The sequence below is a fragment of the Streptococcus mitis genome, from assembly GCF_002096835.1.
In the GTDB taxonomy this organism is placed as follows: Bacteria; Bacillota; Bacilli; order Lactobacillales; family Streptococcaceae; genus Streptococcus; species Streptococcus mitis_W.
Genome location: NZ_NCVG01000022.1, coordinates 51773 through 72259, shown reverse-complemented (window position 1 = coordinate 72259; position 20487 = coordinate 51773). Strand labels below are relative to the sequence as shown.

18 protein-coding genes and 3 pseudogenes are annotated in these 20487 nt (G+C 35.7%); 2 read left to right on the top strand and 19 right to left on the bottom strand.

Annotated elements, in window-relative coordinates; all coding sequences use genetic code 11:
• Positions 1-28 precede the first annotated feature (28 nt).
• From msrB to mecA, 4 genes are all read right to left on the bottom strand, one after another.
• Entirely contained in the window at positions 29-967 is a 939-nt protein-coding gene (gene msrB / locus B7699_RS05680) for a peptide-methionine (R)-S-oxide reductase MsrB (RefSeq protein ID WP_084927410.1), read from the bottom strand.
• A gap of 258 nt (positions 968-1225) precedes the next feature.
• Complete coding sequence (thrB, locus tag B7699_RS05670) at positions 1226-2095, bottom strand: homoserine kinase (RefSeq protein WP_084927408.1); 870 nt, start codon at positions 2093-2095, stop codon at positions 1226-1228.
• A 1-nt stretch (position 2096) separates the two neighbouring features.
• A complete protein-coding gene (locus tag B7699_RS05665; protein ID WP_084927407.1) occupies positions 2097-3383 on the bottom strand; it encodes a homoserine dehydrogenase in 1287 nt (428 codons plus the stop codon).
• Between the two features lie 151 nt (positions 3384-3534).
• Positions 3535-4272, bottom strand: a complete 738-nt coding sequence (mecA, locus tag B7699_RS05660; RefSeq protein WP_000782684.1) for an adaptor protein MecA — start codon at positions 4270-4272, stop codon at positions 3535-3537.
• A gap of 124 nt (positions 4273-4396) precedes the next feature.
• On the opposite strand from mecA, the gene B7699_RS05655 reads away from it, so the two are divergent.
• On the top strand, positions 4397-5881 hold the full coding sequence (locus tag B7699_RS05655) for an oligosaccharide flippase family protein (RefSeq protein ID WP_084927406.1): 1485 nt from the start codon (positions 4397-4399) through the stop codon (positions 5879-5881).
• A gap of 78 nt (positions 5882-5959) precedes the next feature.
• Here B7699_RS05655 and B7699_RS09460 read toward each other — a convergent pair.
• Positions 5960-6566 (bottom strand): annotated as a pseudogene (locus B7699_RS09460) (transposase); the annotation flags it as partial.
• On the opposite strand from B7699_RS09460, the pseudogene B7699_RS05640 reads away from it, so the two are divergent.
• Positions 6549-6899: pseudogene (locus B7699_RS05640) on the top strand (transposase); the annotation flags it as partial. The pseudogenes B7699_RS09460 and B7699_RS05640 overlap by 18 nt on opposite strands.
• A 73-nt stretch (positions 6900-6972) precedes the next feature.
• On the opposite strand, the gene tarQ reads toward B7699_RS05640, so the two are convergent.
• The 14 genes and pseudogenes from tarQ to B7699_RS05570 all read right to left on the bottom strand — a co-directional run bounded on the left by tarQ (position 6973) and on the right by B7699_RS05570 (position 20482).
• Positions 6973-8010 carry a teichoic acid biosynthesis protein TarQ gene (gene tarQ / locus B7699_RS05635; protein WP_084927403.1) on the bottom strand — a complete coding sequence of 346 codons (1038 nt, stop codon included), beginning with the start codon at positions 8008-8010 and terminating at the stop codon, positions 6973-6975.
• Positions 8010-9464: an O-antigen polysaccharide polymerase Wzy family protein gene (locus B7699_RS05630; RefSeq protein WP_192852014.1), complete on the bottom strand. Its 1455-nt coding sequence runs from the start codon at positions 9462-9464 to the stop codon at positions 8010-8012. Before B7699_RS05630 ends, tarQ begins: the two co-directional genes overlap by 1 nt.
• Positions 9465-9495: 31 nt before the next feature.
• Positions 9496-10515, bottom strand: a complete 1020-nt coding sequence (locus tag B7699_RS05625; RefSeq protein WP_084927401.1) for a hypothetical protein — start codon at positions 10513-10515, stop codon at positions 9496-9498.
• A gap of 11 nt (positions 10516-10526) precedes the next feature.
• On the bottom strand, positions 10527-11630 hold the full coding sequence (locus tag B7699_RS05620) for a glycosyltransferase (RefSeq protein ID WP_084927400.1): 1104 nt from the start codon (positions 11628-11630) through the stop codon (positions 10527-10529).
• A gap of 7 nt (positions 11631-11637) precedes the next feature.
• Positions 11638-12603 carry a glycosyltransferase gene (locus tag B7699_RS05615; protein WP_084927399.1) on the bottom strand — a complete coding sequence of 322 codons (966 nt, stop codon included), beginning with the start codon at positions 12601-12603 and terminating at the stop codon, positions 11638-11640.
• Complete coding sequence (locus B7699_RS05610; RefSeq protein ID WP_084927398.1) at positions 12600-13814, bottom strand: CDP-glycerol glycerophosphotransferase family protein; 1215 nt, start codon at positions 13812-13814, stop codon at positions 12600-12602. The genes B7699_RS05615 and B7699_RS05610 overlap by 4 nt, the downstream gene beginning before the upstream one ends.
• Positions 13815-13955: 141 nt before the next feature.
• Positions 13956-14288, bottom strand: a pseudogene (locus B7699_RS05605) (LicD family protein); the annotation flags it as partial.
• A 125-nt stretch (positions 14289-14413) separates the two neighbouring features.
• Positions 14414-15709: an LCP family protein gene (locus tag B7699_RS05600; RefSeq protein ID WP_084927397.1), complete on the bottom strand. Its 1296-nt coding sequence runs from the start codon at positions 15707-15709 to the stop codon at positions 14414-14416.
• The gene (gene pheA, locus B7699_RS05595) at positions 15706-16554 is read right to left on the bottom strand and encodes a prephenate dehydratase (protein ID WP_084927396.1); all 849 of its coding nucleotides are present in this window, start codon (positions 16552-16554) and stop codon (positions 15706-15708) included. Before pheA ends, B7699_RS05600 begins: the two co-directional genes overlap by 4 nt.
• Entirely contained in the window at positions 16551-17027 is a 477-nt protein-coding gene (locus tag B7699_RS05590) for a shikimate kinase (protein WP_084927395.1), read from the bottom strand. Before B7699_RS05590 ends, pheA begins: the two co-directional genes overlap by 4 nt.
• Positions 17020-18303, bottom strand: coding sequence for a 3-phosphoshikimate 1-carboxyvinyltransferase (gene aroA / locus B7699_RS05585; protein WP_084927394.1), 1284 nt, complete (start codon positions 18301-18303; stop codon positions 17020-17022). The genes B7699_RS05590 and aroA overlap by 8 nt, the downstream gene beginning before the upstream one ends.
• Positions 18304-18394: 91 nt before the next feature.
• Positions 18395-18733 carry a YlbF/YmcA family competence regulator gene (locus B7699_RS05580; RefSeq protein ID WP_084927393.1) on the bottom strand — a complete coding sequence of 113 codons (339 nt, stop codon included), beginning with the start codon at positions 18731-18733 and terminating at the stop codon, positions 18395-18397.
• Positions 18734-18786: 53 nt separating this feature from the next.
• On the bottom strand, positions 18787-19368 hold the full coding sequence (locus tag B7699_RS05575; RefSeq protein WP_084927392.1) for a hypothetical protein: 582 nt from the start codon (positions 19366-19368) through the stop codon (positions 18787-18789).
• Positions 19369-19378: 10 nt separating this feature from the next.
• Positions 19379-20482 (bottom strand): prephenate dehydrogenase, encoded by a 1104-nt coding sequence (locus tag B7699_RS05570; RefSeq protein ID WP_084927391.1) that lies wholly within the window; start codon positions 20480-20482, stop codon positions 19379-19381.
• Positions 20483-20487 lie beyond the last annotated feature (5 nt).

The following is a 20487-nucleotide window of genomic DNA, read 5'->3' as shown; positions in this document are numbered from 1 at the left end:
AAAGTGGGAAGTACCCACCCTCTCTGTTTTATTTATTTAAGTATGGCAATAGAAAACCATATCCTGCCTCTTCCATATCATCCTTGGCTACAAAACGCAAGGAAGCAGAATTAATACAGTAACGAAGGCCACCTAACTCACTTGGGCCATCTGTGAAAACATGACCCAAGTGAGCATTGCCCGACCGAGAACGAACCTCAATTCGCTCCATTCCATGGCTGAGATCCTTGTAATAATGAATCAATTCCTTGGAAATCGGACGGCTAAAACTTGGCCAACCACATCCTGAGGCAAACTTATCCTTGGCAAAAAAGAGGGGCTCACCTGTCGTAATGTCTACATAAATTCCTTCTTCAAAAGTTTGGTCATAGATATTGGTAAATGGAGCCTCTGTAGCAGCTTCTTGGGTAACACGATAGGATTCTTCAGATAAACTGCCCTTTAACACCTCTTGACTAGGCTTTTCATAGTTAGAGGCATCAATCAATGGCTTATCAGCATCGGTCACATCGATATGACAGTAACCTGAAGGATTTTTCTTGAGATAGTCTTGGTGATAGTCTTCAGCCAAAATGTAGTGGCGAAGTTTCTCCACCTCTACTGCAATCTTTCGACCCAGCATGCGCTCCTGCTCCTGCACCACTGTGTAGATAGCTGGCAAGTCTGTTTCATCTTGGTAATATATCCCAGTTCGATATTGGCGACCACGGTCATTCCCTTGTTGATTGATTGACAAGGGATCGATGACTCGGAAATAATAAAGTAAAATCTCTCTGAGTGATACTGTCTTCTCATCGTAAATCACTTGAACTGTTTCTGCATGGTCTGTTTCCTTGAGCAGCTGGTAATTGGTCGTTTCGACTTGTCCATTAGCATAGCCAACACTGGTTGCTAGCACTCCCGAAATGCGTGAAAAATATTCCTCTAAGCCCCAAAAACAACCGCCTGCTAGATAAATTTCTGCCATCTTTATTTCTCCTTTATCAAGTTTTTAACTAATACTCTTCGAAAATCTCTTCAAACTACGTCAGCTTACATCTGCAACCTCAAAACAGTATTTTGAGCTAACTTCGTCAGTTCTATCCACAACCTCAAAACAGTATTTTGAGCAGCCTGCGACTAGCTTCCTAGTTTGCTCTTTGATTTCCATTGAGTATAAACTTCTTTTCAAAAAAAGGATAGGAAGCCCTCTGGTCGAGAGTTTCCCCATCCTATCATCTATTCTTTATTTTGCTTCGACACGGACACCTTGGGTATCAACTTTCAAGTCATGAAGTTTTCCTTTGAAAGGTTGCTTTTCCAATTCTGCCTTAATCGCCGGCATCTTGTCATGAGAAGCCAAGACCATAACTGTCGGTCCAGCACCAGAAAGGTAGGTTGCATAGGCACCATTTTCTTTGGCTACTTGCTTAATCGTCGCAAATTCTCTCACCAAGTCCTGACGGTAACGTTCGTGGAAGAGGTCTCCCTCGATTGCTTGCCCAGCGGTCACCATGTCTCCTGCCAACAAGGCCGCAACCGCCACATTGGCGATAGAACTAGCAGCAACAGCTTCTTTGTAGGACAATTTTTTAGGCAAGACACCACGGCTGTCTCGAGTACGCAATTCATAGTTTGGAATGTAGGCTAGAAAATCACATTCTGGGAAGTCTGCTACGATAGCAGAAACTTGCCCTTCAACGGAACTTGCAATAACGAGATTACCATAAATGGCTGGAGCCACATTGTCAGGATGGCCTTCAATCTTAGTCGCTAACTGCAATTTTTCATGATCAGACAAGTTGAGCTGGCCCAGTTGGTTGGCTAGTTCAATCCCAGCTACAATAACCGAGCTGGAAGAACCCAAACCACGCGCCAAGGGAACATCACTAGTCATTTTCAAACGTCTTGGTTGCAGGTCTGGTACAATTTGCAAAGCGATTTTGAGCAAGAGATTACGCTCGTCATGTGGAATCCATTTGCCAATCTGGTGTTCAATCAACCACTCATCTCGTTCTTCACAGACCTCAATTTGAAGATACTTGGTTACAGCTACACCGACCGAGTCAAAACCTGGCCCGATATTGGCACTGGTTGCAGGTACAATAATCTTCATCTTATTCTCCTAGCACCTTGAAGGTATTCAAGAGGTCGAATTCTGAAACCTTCTTCAATTCAGCTGAGACATTTTCAAGCTGGGCTTTATTAATCTTGTGTGTGATGATAACAACACGCGCCTTGTCACCATCTTTTCCATCTTGGAGAATTTGCTTGAAGGAAATATCTTGGGCATTAAAGATTTCAGCCAACTTCAAGACCTGACCTTTTGAGTCTGGAGCCAAGATTGAGAAGTAGTAATTTGCTTTAACATCCTCAGGATTTGCCAAGACCAAGTCACGGCTGTATTCGTTGAAATCTTTGCCAATGGTACCATCATTCAAGCGACGAACAATACGGACAATATCCGCCACCACACTTGTTGCTGTTGGTTTTTGACCAGCACCTGGTCCATAGTACATAGACTCACCAATACCGATAGATTCTACAAAGACAGCGTTCATTACGCCATTCACACTAGCAAGTGGGTGTGCTTTAGGTAGGAAGGTTGGAGTTACTTCTGCAGCAATTCCTGAAGGAGTTTCCTCAATAGAACCAACCAATTTCACTACATAGCCAAGATCTTGTGCTACAGCTACGTCTTCTGGTGTAATGTTGCGGATTCCCTTGTGGACTACATCGTCAAAAGCGACCTTCATGCCAAAAGCAAATTGGCTCAAAATCACCATCTTGTAGGCTGCATCAATCCCATCTACGTCATTTGTAGGGTCACTTTCTGCAAATCCTAGACGTTGCGCTTCCGCAAGAGCATCATCGTAAGACCAGCCTTCTTCGACCATCTTGGTCATCATGAAGTTAGAAGTTCCGTTGACTACTCCAAGCACGCGCGTGATTTTATCAGAAGCCAACGAATTTGCTAGAGTACGAAGAATTGGAATCCCACCAGCTACTGCTGCTTCATAGTAAAGTGCTACCTTATTAGCTTTAGCGATTTCTAACAATTCTGCACCATGGACAGCCAAAAGGTCCTTGTTAGCAGTAACAACATGTTTTCCAGCTTCCAAGGCACGAGTGATAAAGGTTTTAGCTGGTTCGATACGCCCCATCAATTCCACTACGATCGTAATGTCTTGGTCTGATAAAATGTCATCCACATTGGTTACAAAGTTAAAGTCATTCCCTGCTGCAAGCAAGCGATTCTTTTCATCTTCATCCTTGACCAATACCTTAGCAACTTCAATCTCTGAATGTGCTGATTGATTGATTTTTTCTCCATTTTCCTTTAGGAGGAAAGGCACACCACTTGCAACGGTACCAAATCCTAGTAAAGCAATTTTAACTGTCATGTTTGTCTCCTCGAAATTTTCTAATATAGCCATTATAACAGAATTTTGTGAAAATTCCTATTATAGTAAATCACTATTTCAATCTAGAAAAGAAAAAACGAATCAGACGATTCGCTCTTCTCAAAATCTAGAAATAGCTTTCCAGAAAGGATTATCCAATCTTTTGCAGATTAAGTACTGCATCGTGATTCATCAAGACTTGACCATACTCTTGCAAGACTGAACGACTGATATCACTATCGTCCGCAAACTCGCGCATACGGGCCAACAGCCAAGCTGGATATGGACTTGGATGATTTTCAATATCCACTAAAATGGTCAAATAATAGCGCTCATTCATCTTGTAGAGTTCAGAAGTTTCCATCTCAAAAGTCACTGTCTTGGCAAAAGCCACCAAATCAGCTAATTTTGCGAAAGAAAGGATGTAATAGATGTAGGGCTCTTTCTTGCTCTCAACTTCTTGTTCAGCCTGCTCCTGCTCTTCTTCCTTGGCTTCGACTTGCTCTAGAGATTGAATGGCTTCGATATCATCCTTAGTTTTGTCCGCGATACTTTTTTCCAGGGTTTTGATAAATTCATCTGGCGACATTTGAGCCAATTCTTCCATGTCTGGCAAATCCGATAAATCTTCAAAATCTAGATTTTGGTCAATCTTTGATTTGGTTACAAAGACATCGACCTTATCAGGTTTTGGAGTCACACGGAAGCTCAACATACCTGTATCTAGGAAGCTATCAGGCATCTCTAACTCATCCAAGATAGCATAAAAGAACTCTTCTGTTTTTTCTTGAGGAACGAGAAAGTCAGCAATCTCCATGCCTCGATCCATCAAATCTTCTAAAGACATCGTGATTTTTAAAGTTGTATCACTGATTTGTTTCATTTTCATTGCTAGTAACCTCATACTTTCAGTTCTATCTATTATACTAGATTTTTAAGATTTTATCAAAAGAATGAAGCGAGAATGTGATATAATACTAGAGACCATTTTACAATACAAGAAAGAAAGTACAATGAAAAATATAAAAGTTAATGCACTGGCTAGCTTGCTAGTCAATGTTCTCAATATCGTTTTTCCGCTAATAACCAATCCCTATCTGACGCGGATTCTCAGCAAATCCAACTACGGTTATTTCAATACTGCCAATACCTGGGCTAGCTTTGTCATTCCTTTAGCCGCCTTTGGAATATACAACTATGGGATTCGTGCTATCAGTAATGTCAAGGACGATAAGAATAAAATCAACTATGTCTTTTCTAAGTTGTTTTATATTTCTGTTTTCACTTCTATCCTGACAACTGGTATCTACTTCCTTATTATCTTTTTTGACACCAGCATTGAAAATCTTAAAGTTCTCTACTATATCTTAGGTGCACAGGCACTCTTCCAATTCCTCAATATCGAATGGATGAACGAAGCTTATGAAAACTATGCCTTCATCCTATATAAGACCTTAATTATCCGGATTTCTATGTTAGTTGGAATCTTCACCTTTGTAAAAACAGCAGATGATATTGTTCCTTATGCCATTGTCATGAGTGCCACCACTATTCTAAATTATCTACTTAGTTTTCTTTGGATCAAGAGAAAAGTTTCATTCGTTAATATTAGTTTTGTGGAATTAACCAAAGAATCTAAGTCTCTCTTTACTATGCTGCTATTAGCAAATTCCAGTATGCTCTATGGCCTGCTCGATAGAATATTCATAACCAATGGACCTGATGAAAACTACATTTCTTATTATGCGATCGCTTCCAACATCGTTATGTTAATTGCTGGTGTCCTAGGTGGAGCTATAAACGTAAGTGTTCCACGTCTCAGCTACTATCTTGGAAAAAAAGATTACAATTCCTATAGAACTCTTGTGAATCAAACAGCATCATTTTTCTATTTCCTCATAATTCCAACAAGTATTGGAATTATGATTTTAGGAAGTTATGCAACCGTTATTTATTCTTCTGAAAAATATCTTGAGGCGGGAATCATTACTAGCATTTTTGCTTTTCGAAGTGTTATCTGGGCCATTGAGTTGATTCTGGGTAGACAAATTATATTTATTAATAATCACGAAAATCGTCTAACTGCCTTTTACTTTATTGGTGGTGGATTAAATTTCCTACTCAACTGCTTCTTGTATTTCAATAATATATTTTCACCAGTATACTATCTCGTCACTACTATAAGTGCAGAAATCATAGTCGTTCTACTTGAAATTCACTTTATCAAAAAATATCAGTTACTTAAATTGAAAGAAATTTTCACATTTCTTATGCGCTATAGCATTGTCTCACTAGGATTTATTCCCATTTACCTAACTTTTAAAACGCTCTTTCAAATAACGTCTTATACAGTAACTTTGAACATGATTTTCATGGTTCTCTCTACCATTGTAGGTTGTACTATTTACTACCTCTTAACACTCTTTATCACAAAAGATAAAACACTCCACTATGCCCTAAATCTTATACTAAGTAAGATTAAAAAAACAACCAACTAATCATTATTGTTATTAGTAAATTTTCAATAAAAGCGACTTCTTTTGGCTCTTTGTCAACTGTAGTGGGTTGATGAAAAGTTATAATCTGGAGAGGACCAACTTGGTTCTCTCTTTTTTGATGTTCAAAGCGATGAGGATTCTAGTTTTAATTGAAGTTTTTAAAGTTCCGGAAGCCAAAAGTATTGCACTTGATGACCTTAATGATGTTATTAGTAGCCTCTAGTTTCGCGTTTGAGTAGTGCAGCTCCAGTGCGTTCATGATTTTGTCCTTATCTTTCAAAAAGGTTTTAAAAACAGTTTGAAAAATAGGATTTACACAAGAAATCGTTTCTTCAATCAATTCAAAAAAATGGTTTGTTTATTTCTCTTGGGAATGAAACAGTAATAGTTGATAGAGTTCATACTTCTCTCTATGTTCTTGAGAGTATGCAGGGAGCTTTTCGAGAATCTCATTATTAGTCCAGTGTGAGCGAAAAGTAGGGCGATAAAATCGTTTATCACTCAGTTTACGACTATCCTGCTGGATGAGCTTCCAGTAGTGCTTGACAGCCTTGTATTCATGGGATTTTCTATCGAATTGGTTCATGATTTGAACACGGACACGACTCATAGCATGTACGAGATGTTGTACAATGTGAAAGCGATCAAGTACAATTTTTTCATTTGGGAAAAACTGTTGAGCTATTCAGAAGACTTGAAACACCACTACAATGTCTATCAGCTCTTACTTTTTCACTTTCAGAATAAGGAATTTTTGGGACTTATTGAGGACAAGCTAAAACAGGTTCATACTCTTTTTCAGACTGTCTTTAAAACCTTTCTTAAGGACAAAGAGAAGATTGTCAACGCACTCCAATTACCTTATTCCAACGCTAAATTAGAAGCGACCAATAATCTCATCAAACTTATCAAACGAAATACTTTTGGTTTTCGGAACTTTTACAAATTCAAAAAACGGATTTTTATCGTTCTGAATATCAAAAAAGAAAGGACGAAATGTGTCCTTTCTCGATTTTAGTTTTTCTTCAACCCACTACAAATAGCATAGAGCTGACAATTCAAGGTCATACTTTCCTTTAATTTGACATAATCTACAAATTATATGTGGCCACACCTAGAACATTTTTGTTTAGGTTTTTAATTACTTGAAGCTGTTCTTCAAAGTTTTTATATCTAGTTATACCATACTCTTCTACAAATAAAATGTTGTCAGAATCTAATACAGACTTAATGTTATTTATATTTCCAATGACAATATTTTCTGGCAAGGCTTTAGAATATTGCTTAGAAAATTTATCAAAAACATTTTTATTCGTTGCTATCACTAATAAGTTCTTATTTCCATTCTTATATTGTATAACATCTTTAAAATTAGCTACAGTATCTAATTTCACTACAAAATCTACACCATATTTTTCATAATCTCCGGCTCTATTAATTGTTGGATTAAAGATATACGCTGCTACGTTAACAAATATTACTAAAAACAGAGCCCCAATTCCGAGTATAATCACACGAATGAATAAAGTAACTTTATTTACTCCAGATTCTATGTCATTTTTTTCAAGTTCTTTTGAATAAACTGTCTCCAATTTTTCAATTGTGACACCAGAGTATGTCTGTTTATATTTATCAATCAAATAATCCAATTTCTGTTCAATAATATCATTCGCCAATTTACTTGGTGTTAATATTTTTACTGTAATTCCCACATTATTTAATAAGGAATTTACTTCTATCTTTTTGTTCCAAAAATCAAAATTTGAGTTTTTAAGTGTAACCTCAGATGTCATTAATTCTGACGCAATTTTTTTCATATCTGATTCTGATTGGTCATTGAACAAATAAGCTCCATTTAAATTGGCTTGAATCAAACGTCCATAGAAATCACTATATCCTCCAATCGTGTTACTATTAGGAGTTTTAGTTTCAACTTCTGGCGCTATGATTTTATACGAAAGATAACTAGAATAATTACTAGTATCCTTTACAACAGACTTTGTTGTAAGTACTTTATAAGAGTATGGAATAGCTAAACAAAGAAATAAAACTATTAGTGAAACTAGATTTAATACTCTTCTCTTATAAATATTTGCAAATAAATCTGCAATCGAATAATTATCAAACATTATATATCTCCTTTATTATTAACTGTGTATTTTACTTTTCTTTCTATTAGGGTTGCTGCAAAAAATATAACAAAAACAATTCCCCAATATTGCAATGTAACTAGATTAAAGAAACTCTCTGTAAAGCCTCCTCTCGGCATAAAGAATAGATTATTTAAAATTAATAAGGTAATACCGAATAATAGTACTCCGGATTTATAAGCTGATTTTATCATAAATATGAAACCTATCCCCATTAGAATACTCAACAGAAATAGTCCAAGCATTCCATAATCAGTATACATTTCCATTATATAGCTTCCACCTATGCCATGACCTGCCAAATAATCCTGTTTCAAAACAATATACGAAATATTGTGAGCGTATCTGTCACTTTCAAGAGCTAATTCTAGACTATTATTAGCACTAGTAAAGGGAGTTCCACCAAATAAAATTCCTAAATTCCCTCTGGTGATATACTCAATTATAGGACTAAATGTATAATTTCTAAACTCTTTTATCGGTAAATTACTTCCATACAAGTATCCTCTGGCTAAAACACCAAAACTTGTACCTTGTTTGTAGATAAAATCCATCAATAACTCAGCTATACTCATATTCCCAATACCTTGTCCATCACGGGCATAATTCAAGAAGCCCATAATAAGCATCATGGTAGGTGTCCCTATATAGAGCATAGATTTTTCTTTTACACCTATCCAAACACCTTTTTCTGTCTGATTTCTCATAAAAAAATAAACAAATGAAAAAATCAAACTTAGTACAAATGGATTTCTTGTTCCTATTAAAAGATTGAATACATTTGCAGTAACAAAGAGGCCTAACACTATTGTAGAATGGCGTTTATTTGGTTTTGTAGCTAGATATATACACATAGCATAAACTACAAATGTAGACAAGATATAGGTAAAATAAGGTAACTCACTTTTGAAATCAGCATAATATTCATAATATGAAACATTTAATCTGTACATTAATCTTTCGATTATTCTTACTAAGTAAAATGGATACGAGAACAAAAATACTGATAACGATACTTTCCGTACACTATCTATAAATCGCTTATTTTTGAGGGCTTTAATCTCTTCTTTCAATTTGTTTTCTCTTTTAGAAACTAAAAGACCTCCTATAGTTATGCCAATAATAGAAACAATAACAGCCAAAAATGAAAATCTATAGACATCTTCCTGATAAGTATTTATTAGTCCATATTTAAAATAATCGATTGTTGGTCTAGAAACCAAAAAAAGAAATATTGTAATGTAAAAAATAAGATGGATTATATAGTACTTTATATTGTTAAAACAATATAAAGTACTACTAACAATAAGCATAACTAAAGTTAACAATAAGGTTACAATTGAATCATCATATATATATAAAATTCCTAAAAAAATAGTTACAGTATAGCTAAATAGCGTAATTAAATAATACACTCTTTTCCAATCTAATATCAAATACTCACCTCATTCCTCTACACGGTAATTAAAAAACATCCCCAGTAGAAACAATACGTTTCTTAAAATTATATAGGTACTCTGATAATTCTAACTCTATCATTTCTACTTCCTCCCTGTATTTATCATCTCTATTGTAAACTTGTAAATTATTCACAGAAATGGCTGGATTGAAATACTTAAACTTTGTTTTGTGATGGGTAGAGTCTATACCAATAAAATTTTCTATATCTTGTTTTGTTTTCTCGTAATTTAAAACTAAATCTTCAAAATTTAATCTTAATGTTAAAGTCTCTGTTTTTTTCTCATTTTTTCTCATCATTTTGTAATAATTACAAAATGTCTTAACATCTGTTGGGTATGGCACCTCTTGATTTCTTGGCTTCCAAAAGTATTTATTCATGATAAATACATCTCTGGGATCTCTTGAAACAATTATTGGAAGCAATCCATCAATTTTATAATTATCTATTAAATTAAGATTATGAGGTAATAAAAGTTGGTCTAGTACTATATTCTCTTCTGTATCGGATATTTGTTTTATAACATCAACAATAAACTGTCTACTTTTTTCATAAAAGTCATCCGAAGATACCATACTCATTTCTAATTGTACTTGTTTTAATTTTGCAGTTTTTTTAAATATAACTCTCTTTATAATTCTTATAAACCAAGCTATTTTTGATGGTTTTTGATAATAGTACCATATCCCACGATATTTACTAGTTATTATCGAATCTAAGTAACTATCTACTATATTAAGGAAATTTTTGGATATTTTATGTTTATAATTAGCAATACCCCAACCACCATAAATATATAATTTTTTCATAAGTTTTCTGAAACTCTTTACCGCTTCATCACTTCTTATAGAATTGTTATTATATAGCAATTTGTATTCTAAATCAAACAATCCATCGGGAGCATGTAAAAAAACATACTCAAAGTCTGAGTTCTTAGTGTTAATTCCATCATATTCTCTTAATAAATCTGTCACAGCTGAAGAGCCACTCCCCATATAACTCATAGGAATTATTATTTTATCCATAATTTGTTCACCTATAGTTCATTAATTATTTTTTTGATACTGACAATCTGTTTATCTAAGGAATATTTATCAACATACTTCTTACATACTTCCGAATTAATGAATCTATCTTCCTTCTTTTTACTAAGCTCTTCTATAAGATAGTTACAAATTTCTTCATTATCATCAGAAACAAATCCACATTTTTGATTATTATATAATTCTTTCGTCCCTCCTACAGGAGTACTAATAAATCCCTTTCCTAACGCTAACGCTTCCACCAAAACTGTAGGAAACCCTTCTGCTTCTGATAATAAAACAACATAAGATGCTTTTTTTATGTATGGATATGGATTGTCAACATATCCTAACATAAATACATTTTTTTCTAAATGATTGTCAACTACAAATTTACTAACGTATTCCTCTAAATCACCTTTCCCTAATAAATATAATTTTTTATCAGGTATTTTCTCAACCACATTCTTAAAAACTTCTAACAATCTCTTAATCCCTTTGGCTTCCTCTATACGTCCTAAATAAATGAGACTGTCCTCTTCAAATTTAATATTTACATCATCAAGAGATTTAGTGTGAATTTTTTGAAAATCGTATCCATTATATACTAGCTCTATGTTTTTAGCATATTCAGGATAAATTTCTTTGATAGACTCTGATGTTTTTTCTGATATACTTATTATTTTGTTAACATGTTTTAATTTTTTACCTTGTCTAATTCTAGAAAATTTATGGTTTTTTAGATTATAGATTGTTCCATGATTCCAAGATATTGTTTTCACATCATTACTAAGTAAGTAAACTGGATATAAATAATTAAAAGCTATTTCATAATCATATTTTTTACTCGTTACTAGATATCTAAATAATTTTGGGAAAAACAAAAATAGGTTCCACTTAATTTTATTAAAAAAACTGGAATTTTCTAGGTTTTTGAATATAGGTTTTAGTACATTGACTTTTCTAGTGTTACTTTCTCCAATACCACGATGATTTATCTCTAAAACATCAATATCATACTCATCACTTAATCCATTGGAAATGTTTTCCAAAATTTTTTCGGCTCCGCCCCCCAAACTAAAAGACCATGTGATAAATAAAATTTTCTTTTTACTCATATTTCACCTATTTCAATAACTTTTTCACTATACTTTTTTGATTAAATTTAATTAAATACATAAGTAATTTTCTCTTCAATGGTTGACTCTTTAAATACTGATTGTGTATCCAATTAGGATATTTTTTATTTATTTTTTCAAGGTACTCTTTTAATAGGGGAGATTTTTTATCAATTCTTAAAATATTAGCGTATCCACCATACAACATATGGTACCAGTTATAATATTCTAACTCTTCTTTATATTCCCCTGGATAATTTTCTGTATAATAGGCTTCTACACTGTTTAACATTACTTCTATATCTCTTATTTTATTAATAGGAGTTCCGCCACGCATAATAGAACCTTCTGTTAAATAATATTTGTATATGCTAAAATTAAAATATTTAGCCCTACTTACATTAGGCCATAATTTTGCCACAAACTCAAAATCTTCATATAAATAACCACTTTTAAAGGTTAGTTTAGTTCTTCTTAAAAATTCTAAATCATATATATAATGCCAGACAGCATTCGTCAGAGTGAAAAGTTTCTTTTCTTTATTAGGAATAAGTATAGTATTTTCTTGTATTCCCATACTTATAGTCTCTAATTTACTGTAATCATATCCTACTCGATAATCAAATATATTTACTTCTTCTAGTTTTTGATTAGCTATAAATTCTATTGCTCCTTCATCTATCTCATCATCTACATCAACAAACCATAGATAATCTCCACTAGCCTCTTCTAAAATTACTTTTCTTACATGAGCAATTCCTGCATTATCTTGAGTTACAACTTTTATAAATGATAATTTATCACTATATTCTTTTAATATTGTTTTACTATTATCTTTTGAACCATCGTTTACTATTAACAATTCTAACTCTATGTTTTCTTTTGCTTTCTCATACTCTTTGAGTATAGAATCTATACAGCGGGATATATATTTTTCTCCGTTGTATACTGGTATGCCTATCGTTAATTTCATTCTTTTTTTCCTATTATTTCTTTTATAAACGAATATACTCTCTTAGAATTCTGATCATCGTGTATTCTAAAAAACTTTTCAATTTTTTCTTTGTATCTATCTTCCAAGATCCACTTATTATTAAATTGTTTTTGAATATCTGATATTAATTCATCTAGGGTATCTATTGATTTTCCGAAGCCATCTTTATAGTCATAGTATCCTTCTTCGTACTGACCCTCCCTAAATTTTTTATAATCAAATTGATAAAACAAAACTGGCTTTCTCATATAAGCAAAATCCATAAATACACTTGAATAATCTGTAATTAAGAAAGCTGACTCTTTTAATAGTTCTTGTATATCATATTTTTTCCAATCTGCCAATATTATATTATCCGAATAAGTTTTAAATTCTTGTAGATTGTTTTGCATATTCCTATGCGGATAAAAAATTAAAGTTAAGTCATTCACTTCTAAAAAAGCTTTTAGGTCCTTATTCAATAAAAACTCATTCCATTTTTTAAAATATTCACTTTCTGTAAAAGTACTACCTTCATTAAAGTTAGTTCTAGCTTTAGTATTTAAGTTCAACCATTCTCTCCATGTAGGCATTACAAGAATTTGATTATTTTTTACAATGGTATTATGGAGGTTGTCAAATCTAGGAAAACCTAAATATTGTACATATCCACTAGGGTAACCAAACTTTTCCTTTATTTCTTTGTACTCTTGTTCTGCTCCACATATAAAGCCACGCATCTTTGTATTTTCATAATATAGCCATTTAGCATCAGAAACCGTTATTCCATGTTGTAAAAATACTTTATTGGTTTTTAATCCTAAATATACTTCCATAAAATTAAATACAGCTGGATTAGGATTTCCTGCTTTCTGTGTACTTACATTTACTCCCGCACTAAGATAATAAACCCAGTGTTTAAAAGACCAATACTGGATACATTCTCCTAACTCTTTGACTTTATGAGCATCAGGAGATTTCAAATCAATAACATATATTACATTTTCCTCTGGGTGATTTTTTCTAATATATTTAAACAACCAATATCCATTATCTCTAGCTTCTTTTTCACTTTCGCATATTAGTATTAGATTCTTATTCTTGCGTCTGAAGAATAGAGAAATAACATAGGCTATAGGAAAAATAAATATAAGCGAAATAATATCTCTTATAGAAATTAATCTTAGTTTTTCTACAAAATTTCTATTCATCTGTATACCTCCTTAGAATCTTTGTGAAGTTTGATCAAACTTTCCACCTTGTTTGCTTTTTTCATTTAATAAACTGTTGATAGTTGTGATATTATTTGCAGGGTATTGCTTTCATGGACAAAGTAACAGGTGTGATTTATAATCCTGCTGATAAGGTTTGATATAGGTTGTTTCCTTGTCACGAATGGTAATAAAAAGATTACGATCGACAAAATCCTTGTTACTCTTTGACAAGAAATAACGCTCATCTGCATAACGAGGCCATATTTCTGCTAATTTCTCATAATCCTTACGAGGCATAAAAAAGTCTAGGTCGTCGTCCCAAGGAATAAACCCCTTGTTTCGAAGGGCACCAATAGCACCTCCTCCACAGAGATAACAAAGCAAATCATGTTCCTTGCAAAAAGCCACAAAATATTCAGCCATCTCCAGACTTCGAGCCTGAATTGCTTTTAAATCAGTCATATTGTTCATTATTCTTTCTATCGTATCGTTCCATTATACCACAAATAAGGTGTGAAAATCTATTGCAGACTGTAAAAAATCAAAGCTTGACTGCTAGATAAATAGCCTTCAAACTTTGATTTTTCTGTCTTATCTTATCTCATTCCCATTTGAGCGAGCTTGGTTTGATATTTATTTTGATCAACTTGGAGAGCTAAACCTCCATAGACATCATAGGCATCGACCCAATCACCTAGTTCTGGAACTGTTAATCTCTCAATACCATTTTGCGCTCCGTCTAGGAAGGATAAGCCATTGGTCAATAAGAAACTATAAGGAACATTCGTAGAGGTCATGCCAAAGACCTTACCAAGTGCTTCTGATCCAGTAAAGAGTTTGGTTGGATCCTTGAGTTGTTGCAGAACAGCTGCCAATACTTGCTGTTGTCTCTTTGTACGACCATAATCACCTTCGTCATCATCACGGAAGCGAGCATAGTTTAGCAAGGTTGAACCATTCATCTGCTGTTTCCCAACTTTAATCGTCTGGGTTGGAGACTCTGTTTCCGTAGCGTGTAAATCATCTCCCACGGTAGCTTCGGTTAAAGGTTGACCTTCTAAGGTTGAGAATTTAGCATCAATCGTCACCCCATCAGGGAATAGAGTGTCAATAGCAGTTGCGAAGGCCTGGAAGTCTACCAAGGCGTAGTACTTAATGTCCAAGTCAAAATTATCTTTTAGGACTTTCCGAACCATTTCAGCCCCTTTTTGGCCTTCTTGTTCCCCTAGTTCATAGGCCACATTTAACTTATTATCAGACTGCTTTCTACCGTTAATGACTTGGCTATAACCGTCTATATAAACCAAATTGTCACGCATAAAGCTGACTAGCTTAATTTTCTTATCTGAGCCACCAACATTTAGTACCATAATCGAGTCCGTTCTCGTCTCAGCACTATTTTGGCCAATCCGTCCATCCGTCCCCATAATCAAAATATTGACCCCATCCTTGGTATCTTGACCATGAAAAACTTCTACTTGAGCTGCCTTAGCATTGGCAGGTCTGTTTGGATCAGCATTTGAATAACCTTTTAGGAACATAAAAATCATGCCAAAACCGACACAGGCTAGAAGGGCAAGCAATCCTGCAAAAATGCGCCCCCAACGAATCTTACGTTTTTTGGACTTAACCTTTGGAAGAGAATTGATTTTCTGGTATCTCTCAGAACGACTACGGCTATTATAAGAAGGAATCGAAGTATTAGCACTTGTCTTTCTATAATCCTCTGCCAATTCCTGACTTTCTGAGGGAGCATCACTACTTTCCCTATTTAATTTGTCTTGCAAGTAAGCAAACTCTTTTTTCTCTCGCTCATTGAGATAATGAATATTCTTAAAGAGATAGTCATAGCGCAACTGCTCGTGATGGCTTAAGGGATTTTCTTTACTCATCTTCTCTCCTTTCCATGGTCTGATATTGGATAAATAGGATAGGCTCCCAGTACTTTATACTGGATTCCAATCGCTTCTAATTCTTTTTGGGCAAAGTTAACCAAGTCCCTATCGGCATAATCAACATCGATAATGAAAAAGTATTCACCCAGTGCTGTCTTGAGTGGACGGCTTTCAATTTTTGTCAGGTCAATTCCTCTCCAAGCAAAGGTCGACAGGGCCTTGTAAAGTGCGCCGGGAAGATTGTCCGGTAAAGTCAATGCCAAACTCATTTTTTTAGTTTGTGCTTGCAAAGGAATACCAGGCTTTTCAGCTCCCAAAACCCAGAAACGTGTGAAATTGGCTTCCATTTCCTGAATATCTTCAGCAATCAGTTCTAAGCCATATTCTTCAGCAGAACTTCTTGGTGCAATGGCTGCATAAGGCTGGTCTGGATGTTCGGAAATAAAGCGGGCCGCATAAGCTGTACTAGCTGTTACCTCGATTTGGGCCTCTGGATATTGTTCCTCGATGAATTTCTTTCCTTGAGCCAAAGCCTGAGGATGAGAAAAAATCTTTTCAATCTTAGTGTGACCTGGCACCACCATCAACTGCTGATGAATAGGCTGAACGATTTCTGCCACTGCTTGAATGCGAGCCTGATGAAAAAGGTAGTCCAAGGTTTCATGCACACTACCCTCTATAGAATTTTCAACTGGCACTACAGAATAGTCCACCAAACCTTGCTCATAGGCCTTGATGACATCCGTAATATTGGCGAAAGCCTGCAATTCCTCATGAGGAAAAGCAGTCTGCACAACGTGGTGTGAAAATGATCCCTTGGGACCTAGATAAGCAATTTTCATCTCAGTTCCTCTATAATTTCCTCTGGGCTTAGCTTGGTCACATCCAAAACCCGACTGGCCACTTCCTCATACCAAGCCTGTCTTTCTTGAAAAATAGCTGCAAGTTCTTCCTTGCTATTATTTAGAAAAAGCGGACGCTGATTGTCCTTATCAGCTGCGATACGGTGGTAGAGGGTTTCAAAATCAGCTTTCAGGTAGATATTATCAGAATTTGTCTTTAGTAAGTCACGATTTCGTTGAGAAATAACCACTCCTCCACCAGTTGACACAACCTGGTCTGTTTGTAGTAACTCCGCTAGAACTTCTGACTCTATCTGACGAAAGGCCACTTCGCCCTTTTCAGCGAAAAATTCCGTAATGGACATACCTAAGCGTTTCTCAATCAGAGCATCCATATCAAGGTAATTAGAGTCCAATCCTCTAGCAATTGTGGATTTACCAGCACCCATAAATCCTAGTAATACCTTAGCCATGAATCAAGCTCTCCAAATCATCAAAGAAGCTAGGATAGCTGGTATTGATGGCTTCAGCACGGTCAAGCTCCACTTCTCCATCTGCAACCAAGAGGGCCGCGATAGCCGTCATCATACCGATACGGTGGTCTCCAAAAGTATTGACTCTAGCACCGTGAAGGGCTGATTTTCCTTTAATAATCATTCCATCTGCTGTAGGTGTGATATCTGCTCCCATATTATTTAAGGCGTCTGCCACAACCTGAATGCGGTCTGTTTCTTTGACTTTAAGCTCCTCAGCATCCTTGATAACTGTTACACCATGTGCTTGGGTAGCAAGAAGAGCAATAATGGGCAATTCATCAATCAAGCGTGGAATCAAGGCACCGCCAATCTCTGTTCCTTTCAAGTCAGAAGACTCAACAATCAAGGTAGCGGATTTAGAGACTGAATCAATTTCAGTTACTTCTAATTTTCCACCCATGGCACGAATGACATCGATGATACCTGTACGCGTTTCGTTAATACCTACATTCTTAAGCACCACACGAGAGTTTGGAACAATCAAACCAGCAACTAACCAAAAGGCTGCACTGGAAATATCTCCTGGAACAACCACCTTTTGTCCTGACAATTTTTGTGGTCCTTGAACTGTGATTTTCTTGCCGTCCACACTTAAATGACCACCAAATTGTTGTAACATATCTTCCGTATGATTACGAGTGCACTCTTTTTCGATAATAACTGACTGCCCCTTAGCCTGCAAGGCCGCAAACATCAAGGATGACTTGACTTGGGCAGAGGCAATCGGCAACTCATAATGAATAGGTGTTAAATTTTTAGTTCCTTTTAAGTGAAGGGGAGGCAGGTCTCGCTCAGTTTGCCCTGAAATGCTGACGCCCATTTTTTTCAATGGAATCGTCACACGGTCCATAGGACGTTTGGAAAGACTATCATCACCGAACATCTCTACTCCAAAGTCTGCACCAGCAAGAACGCCTGAAATCAGGCGAATCGAGGTTCCAGAATTTCCCATATCCAAAGCATTTTGCGGTGCTTTTAAGCCATCCATGCCTACACCTTGAATAGTAATAACCCCATCTTTATCCTCAATTTCAACACCAAGGTCACGAAAAACCTGCATGGTCGAAAGAACGTCTTCACCTCGCAGAATATCATAAACCTTGGTCTCACCCTCAGCCAAACTTCCAAAGATAATAGAACGGTGACTGATAGACTTGTCACCTGGAACTCGGATACTGCCATGTAAGTGGCGAATGTTTGTTTTTAGTTTCATACTAGACCTCATACTTGCAATACTTTTACCTATTTTATCATAAAAAGCCAGAAATTCCTTAAAAATTTCTGACTTTATGATAGTTATTTTCTTATTTTAGCAATTCTGAAACTGGTTCGAAAACAATTTTTTCAATGTCAGAAAGGTAAATGGCCAATTGTTGTTGCTTGGTAAAGAATTCTGACAAGAGGCTATTTCCTTGAATCTGCTTGCCAAAACCTTCCATCTTCTCTTGGAAGGAAGCGTCCGGCATTTGACCTGTCTGTGCCAGTCTTTGAATTTCCTCTTGGAAGGCAACATATTCTGTAAAAACTTTACTTGCCTCAGCATCTGCTGAAATAGCATCTTTAGCTGCTTTAACAGCCTTGTATTCTGGTAGTTCGCGAAGACCGCGACTGAGTTCGTTTGCACTATCGTAAATATTTGACATGATTTTCTCCTTATTCATTTCTTTTAAAATTACTAGTCACTCTGTGGTCTTTATTATTGTGCAATCACTTTTATATGACCTCTTGAATGTCCATTGCTTAATTCCTTATCTGGTATATACTCTATCTTCAAAGTTCCTAAATTAGAGCCTATTTTTATTTCATTTGACATAAGATTATCAAAATAGTTATCTATCTCATCATCGGATAAGGATGATTCAATCGATTTAACAATATCATGAAATACTTCTTTCATTCCTGCAACACCAGATTCACTATTTTCATTTGTCTGATTTATTGTTACATTGATTTTATCAGTATCATTTGCATGTAAAAGTTCCAAGTAGTATCCGTAGCTTGATGCGAAATATTTTATCTTTATGTTTCCTTTTTTGATATTTTCTAATGGGCTATTAGAATTTTTATTGTAGCTATTGATAAACTCATTAATAATTCTATCGTCTACATACTTTGAATTGGTTTTCTCTGAACTTGTTTCCTTCTTGGAAGATTCGTTTTTTGTCTCAACACTTTCTTCTGAAGTAGTTTTCACATCTTTTTTAACAGCGTAAGCTCTAAGTAAGATAAAAGAAATAAAGATAACACCAAATATGAATCTAAGCTCTATTTTAGGCATGATTTTCTCCTTATTTGATGACGACTGTATAGTCGGTATTTTCTGTTATGAGGTGCTCGGCTCGTTCCAAGTCTTGAGCATTTTTAAATGAAATTTGTAGAATCCCGTGAATATCCTCACGGTTTTCCTCATTGATGTGAATATTAACCAAGGAAGTTCCACGTAGCAGTTCCAAAATCCGCAGGATAACATCTTCTTCATCGGGAACGTCGACATAGAGGTCATAAGAGCTATCCACGCCGCCACGCTTATGAATTTCCATGGCCTGCCGTTGCTCACGCGCTTGGTTGAAAAAGTTCCAAATCTGCTCTTCATCTCCCTTGCTGATAGCTTGTCCAACCTCATCTAAACGTTCCTTGAAATCCTCAATGCGGTCTAGAATAGTCTCACGATTGGACAAGAGAATGGACGTCCACATACCTGGCTCGCTTTCTGCAATCCGAGTCATATCTCGAAAACCACCTGCCGCAAAGCGCCTTGCCATCTCATGTTCTTGAGCATAGACCGCGGTCTGTTCCATGAGACTAGAAGCCAGAATATGAGGAAAATGGCTAATCTGAGAAGTCACTCGATCATGCTCCTTGGCATCAATCTCGATAAAGCGAGAATGAAGACCTGAAAGCAAATCCTTCATTTCCTCAAGCGTGTCAGGACCTGTCAGGCTCGAAGGTGTAAAGATATAATAGGCATTTTCAAAGAGATTAACATCCGCAGAAGCAGCCCCTGTCTTATGACTACCAGCCATGGGATGGGCCCCGACAAAGCGAACAGATTTGCCAGCCAAATACTGCTCCGCTGCATCCACAATGGCTGACTTGGTCGAACCAGCATCTGAAATAATCACGCCTTCTTTCAAGTCCAAGTTGGCCAATTCCTTAATGAAAGCAATGGTTTGTTTGATTGGCAAGCTGAGAATGATGATATCTGCCAAAGGAGCAAAACTGGCAAAATCATCTGTTGCACGGTCAATCATGCCTTCTTTCAAGGCGATATCTCTCGAGGCTTGACTGCGATTGTAACCTAAAATTTCATAATCTGGATGATCGCGTTTGATGCCAAGTGCCATAGAGGCACCGATCAACCCAAGACCTGCGATATAGATTGTTTTTGCCATAGGAA

What these genes read in the sequence shown, in the direction of transcription:
- msrB (WP_084927410.1), bottom strand. Translation starts at nt 967, where the DNA reads ATGGCAGAAATTTATCTAGCAGGCGGTTGTTTTTGGGGCTTAGAGGAA.
- thrB (WP_084927408.1), bottom strand. Translation starts at nt 2,095, where the DNA reads ATGAAGATTATTGTACCTGCAACCAGTGCCAATATCGGGCCAGGTTTT.
- B7699_RS05665 (WP_084927407.1), bottom strand. Translation starts at nt 3,383, where the DNA reads ATGACAGTTAAAATTGCTTTACTAGGATTTGGTACCGTTGCAAGTGGT.
- mecA (WP_000782684.1), bottom strand. Translation starts at nt 4,272, where the DNA reads ATGAAAATGAAACAAATCAGTGATACAACTTTAAAAATCACGATGTCT.
- B7699_RS05655 (WP_084927406.1), top strand. Translation starts at nt 4,397, where the DNA reads ATGAAAAATATAAAAGTTAATGCACTGGCTAGCTTGCTAGTCAATGTT.
- tarQ (WP_084927403.1), bottom strand. Translation starts at nt 8,010, where the DNA reads ATGTTTGATAATTATTCGATTGCAGATTTATTTGCAAATATTTATAAG.
- B7699_RS05625 (WP_084927401.1), bottom strand. Translation starts at nt 10,515, where the DNA reads ATGGATAAAATAATAATTCCTATGAGTTATATGGGGAGTGGCTCTTCA.
- B7699_RS05620 (WP_084927400.1), bottom strand. Translation starts at nt 11,630, where the DNA reads ATGAGTAAAAAGAAAATTTTATTTATCACATGGTCTTTTAGTTTGGGG.
- B7699_RS05615 (WP_084927399.1), bottom strand. Translation starts at nt 12,603, where the DNA reads ATGAAATTAACGATAGGCATACCAGTATACAACGGAGAAAAATATATA.
- B7699_RS05610 (WP_084927398.1), bottom strand. Translation starts at nt 13,814, where the DNA reads ATGAATAGAAATTTTGTAGAAAAACTAAGATTAATTTCTATAAGAGAT.
- B7699_RS05600 (WP_084927397.1), bottom strand. Translation starts at nt 15,709, where the DNA reads ATGAGTAAAGAAAATCCCTTAAGCCATCACGAGCAGTTGCGCTATGAC.
- pheA (WP_084927396.1), bottom strand. Translation starts at nt 16,554, where the DNA reads ATGAAAATTGCTTATCTAGGTCCCAAGGGATCATTTTCACACCACGTT.
- B7699_RS05590 (WP_084927395.1), bottom strand. Translation starts at nt 17,027, where the DNA reads ATGGCTAAGGTATTACTAGGATTTATGGGTGCTGGTAAATCCACAATT.
- aroA (WP_084927394.1), bottom strand. Translation starts at nt 18,303, where the DNA reads ATGAAACTAAAAACAAACATTCGCCACTTACATGGCAGTATCCGAGTT.
- B7699_RS05580 (WP_084927393.1), bottom strand. Translation starts at nt 18,733, where the DNA reads ATGTCAAATATTTACGATAGTGCAAACGAACTCAGTCGCGGTCTTCGC.
- B7699_RS05575 (WP_084927392.1), bottom strand. Translation starts at nt 19,368, where the DNA reads ATGCCTAAAATAGAGCTTAGATTCATATTTGGTGTTATCTTTATTTCT.
- B7699_RS05570 (WP_084927391.1), bottom strand. Translation starts at nt 20,482, where the DNA reads ATGGCAAAAACAATCTATATCGCAGGTCTTGGGTTGATCGGTGCCTCT.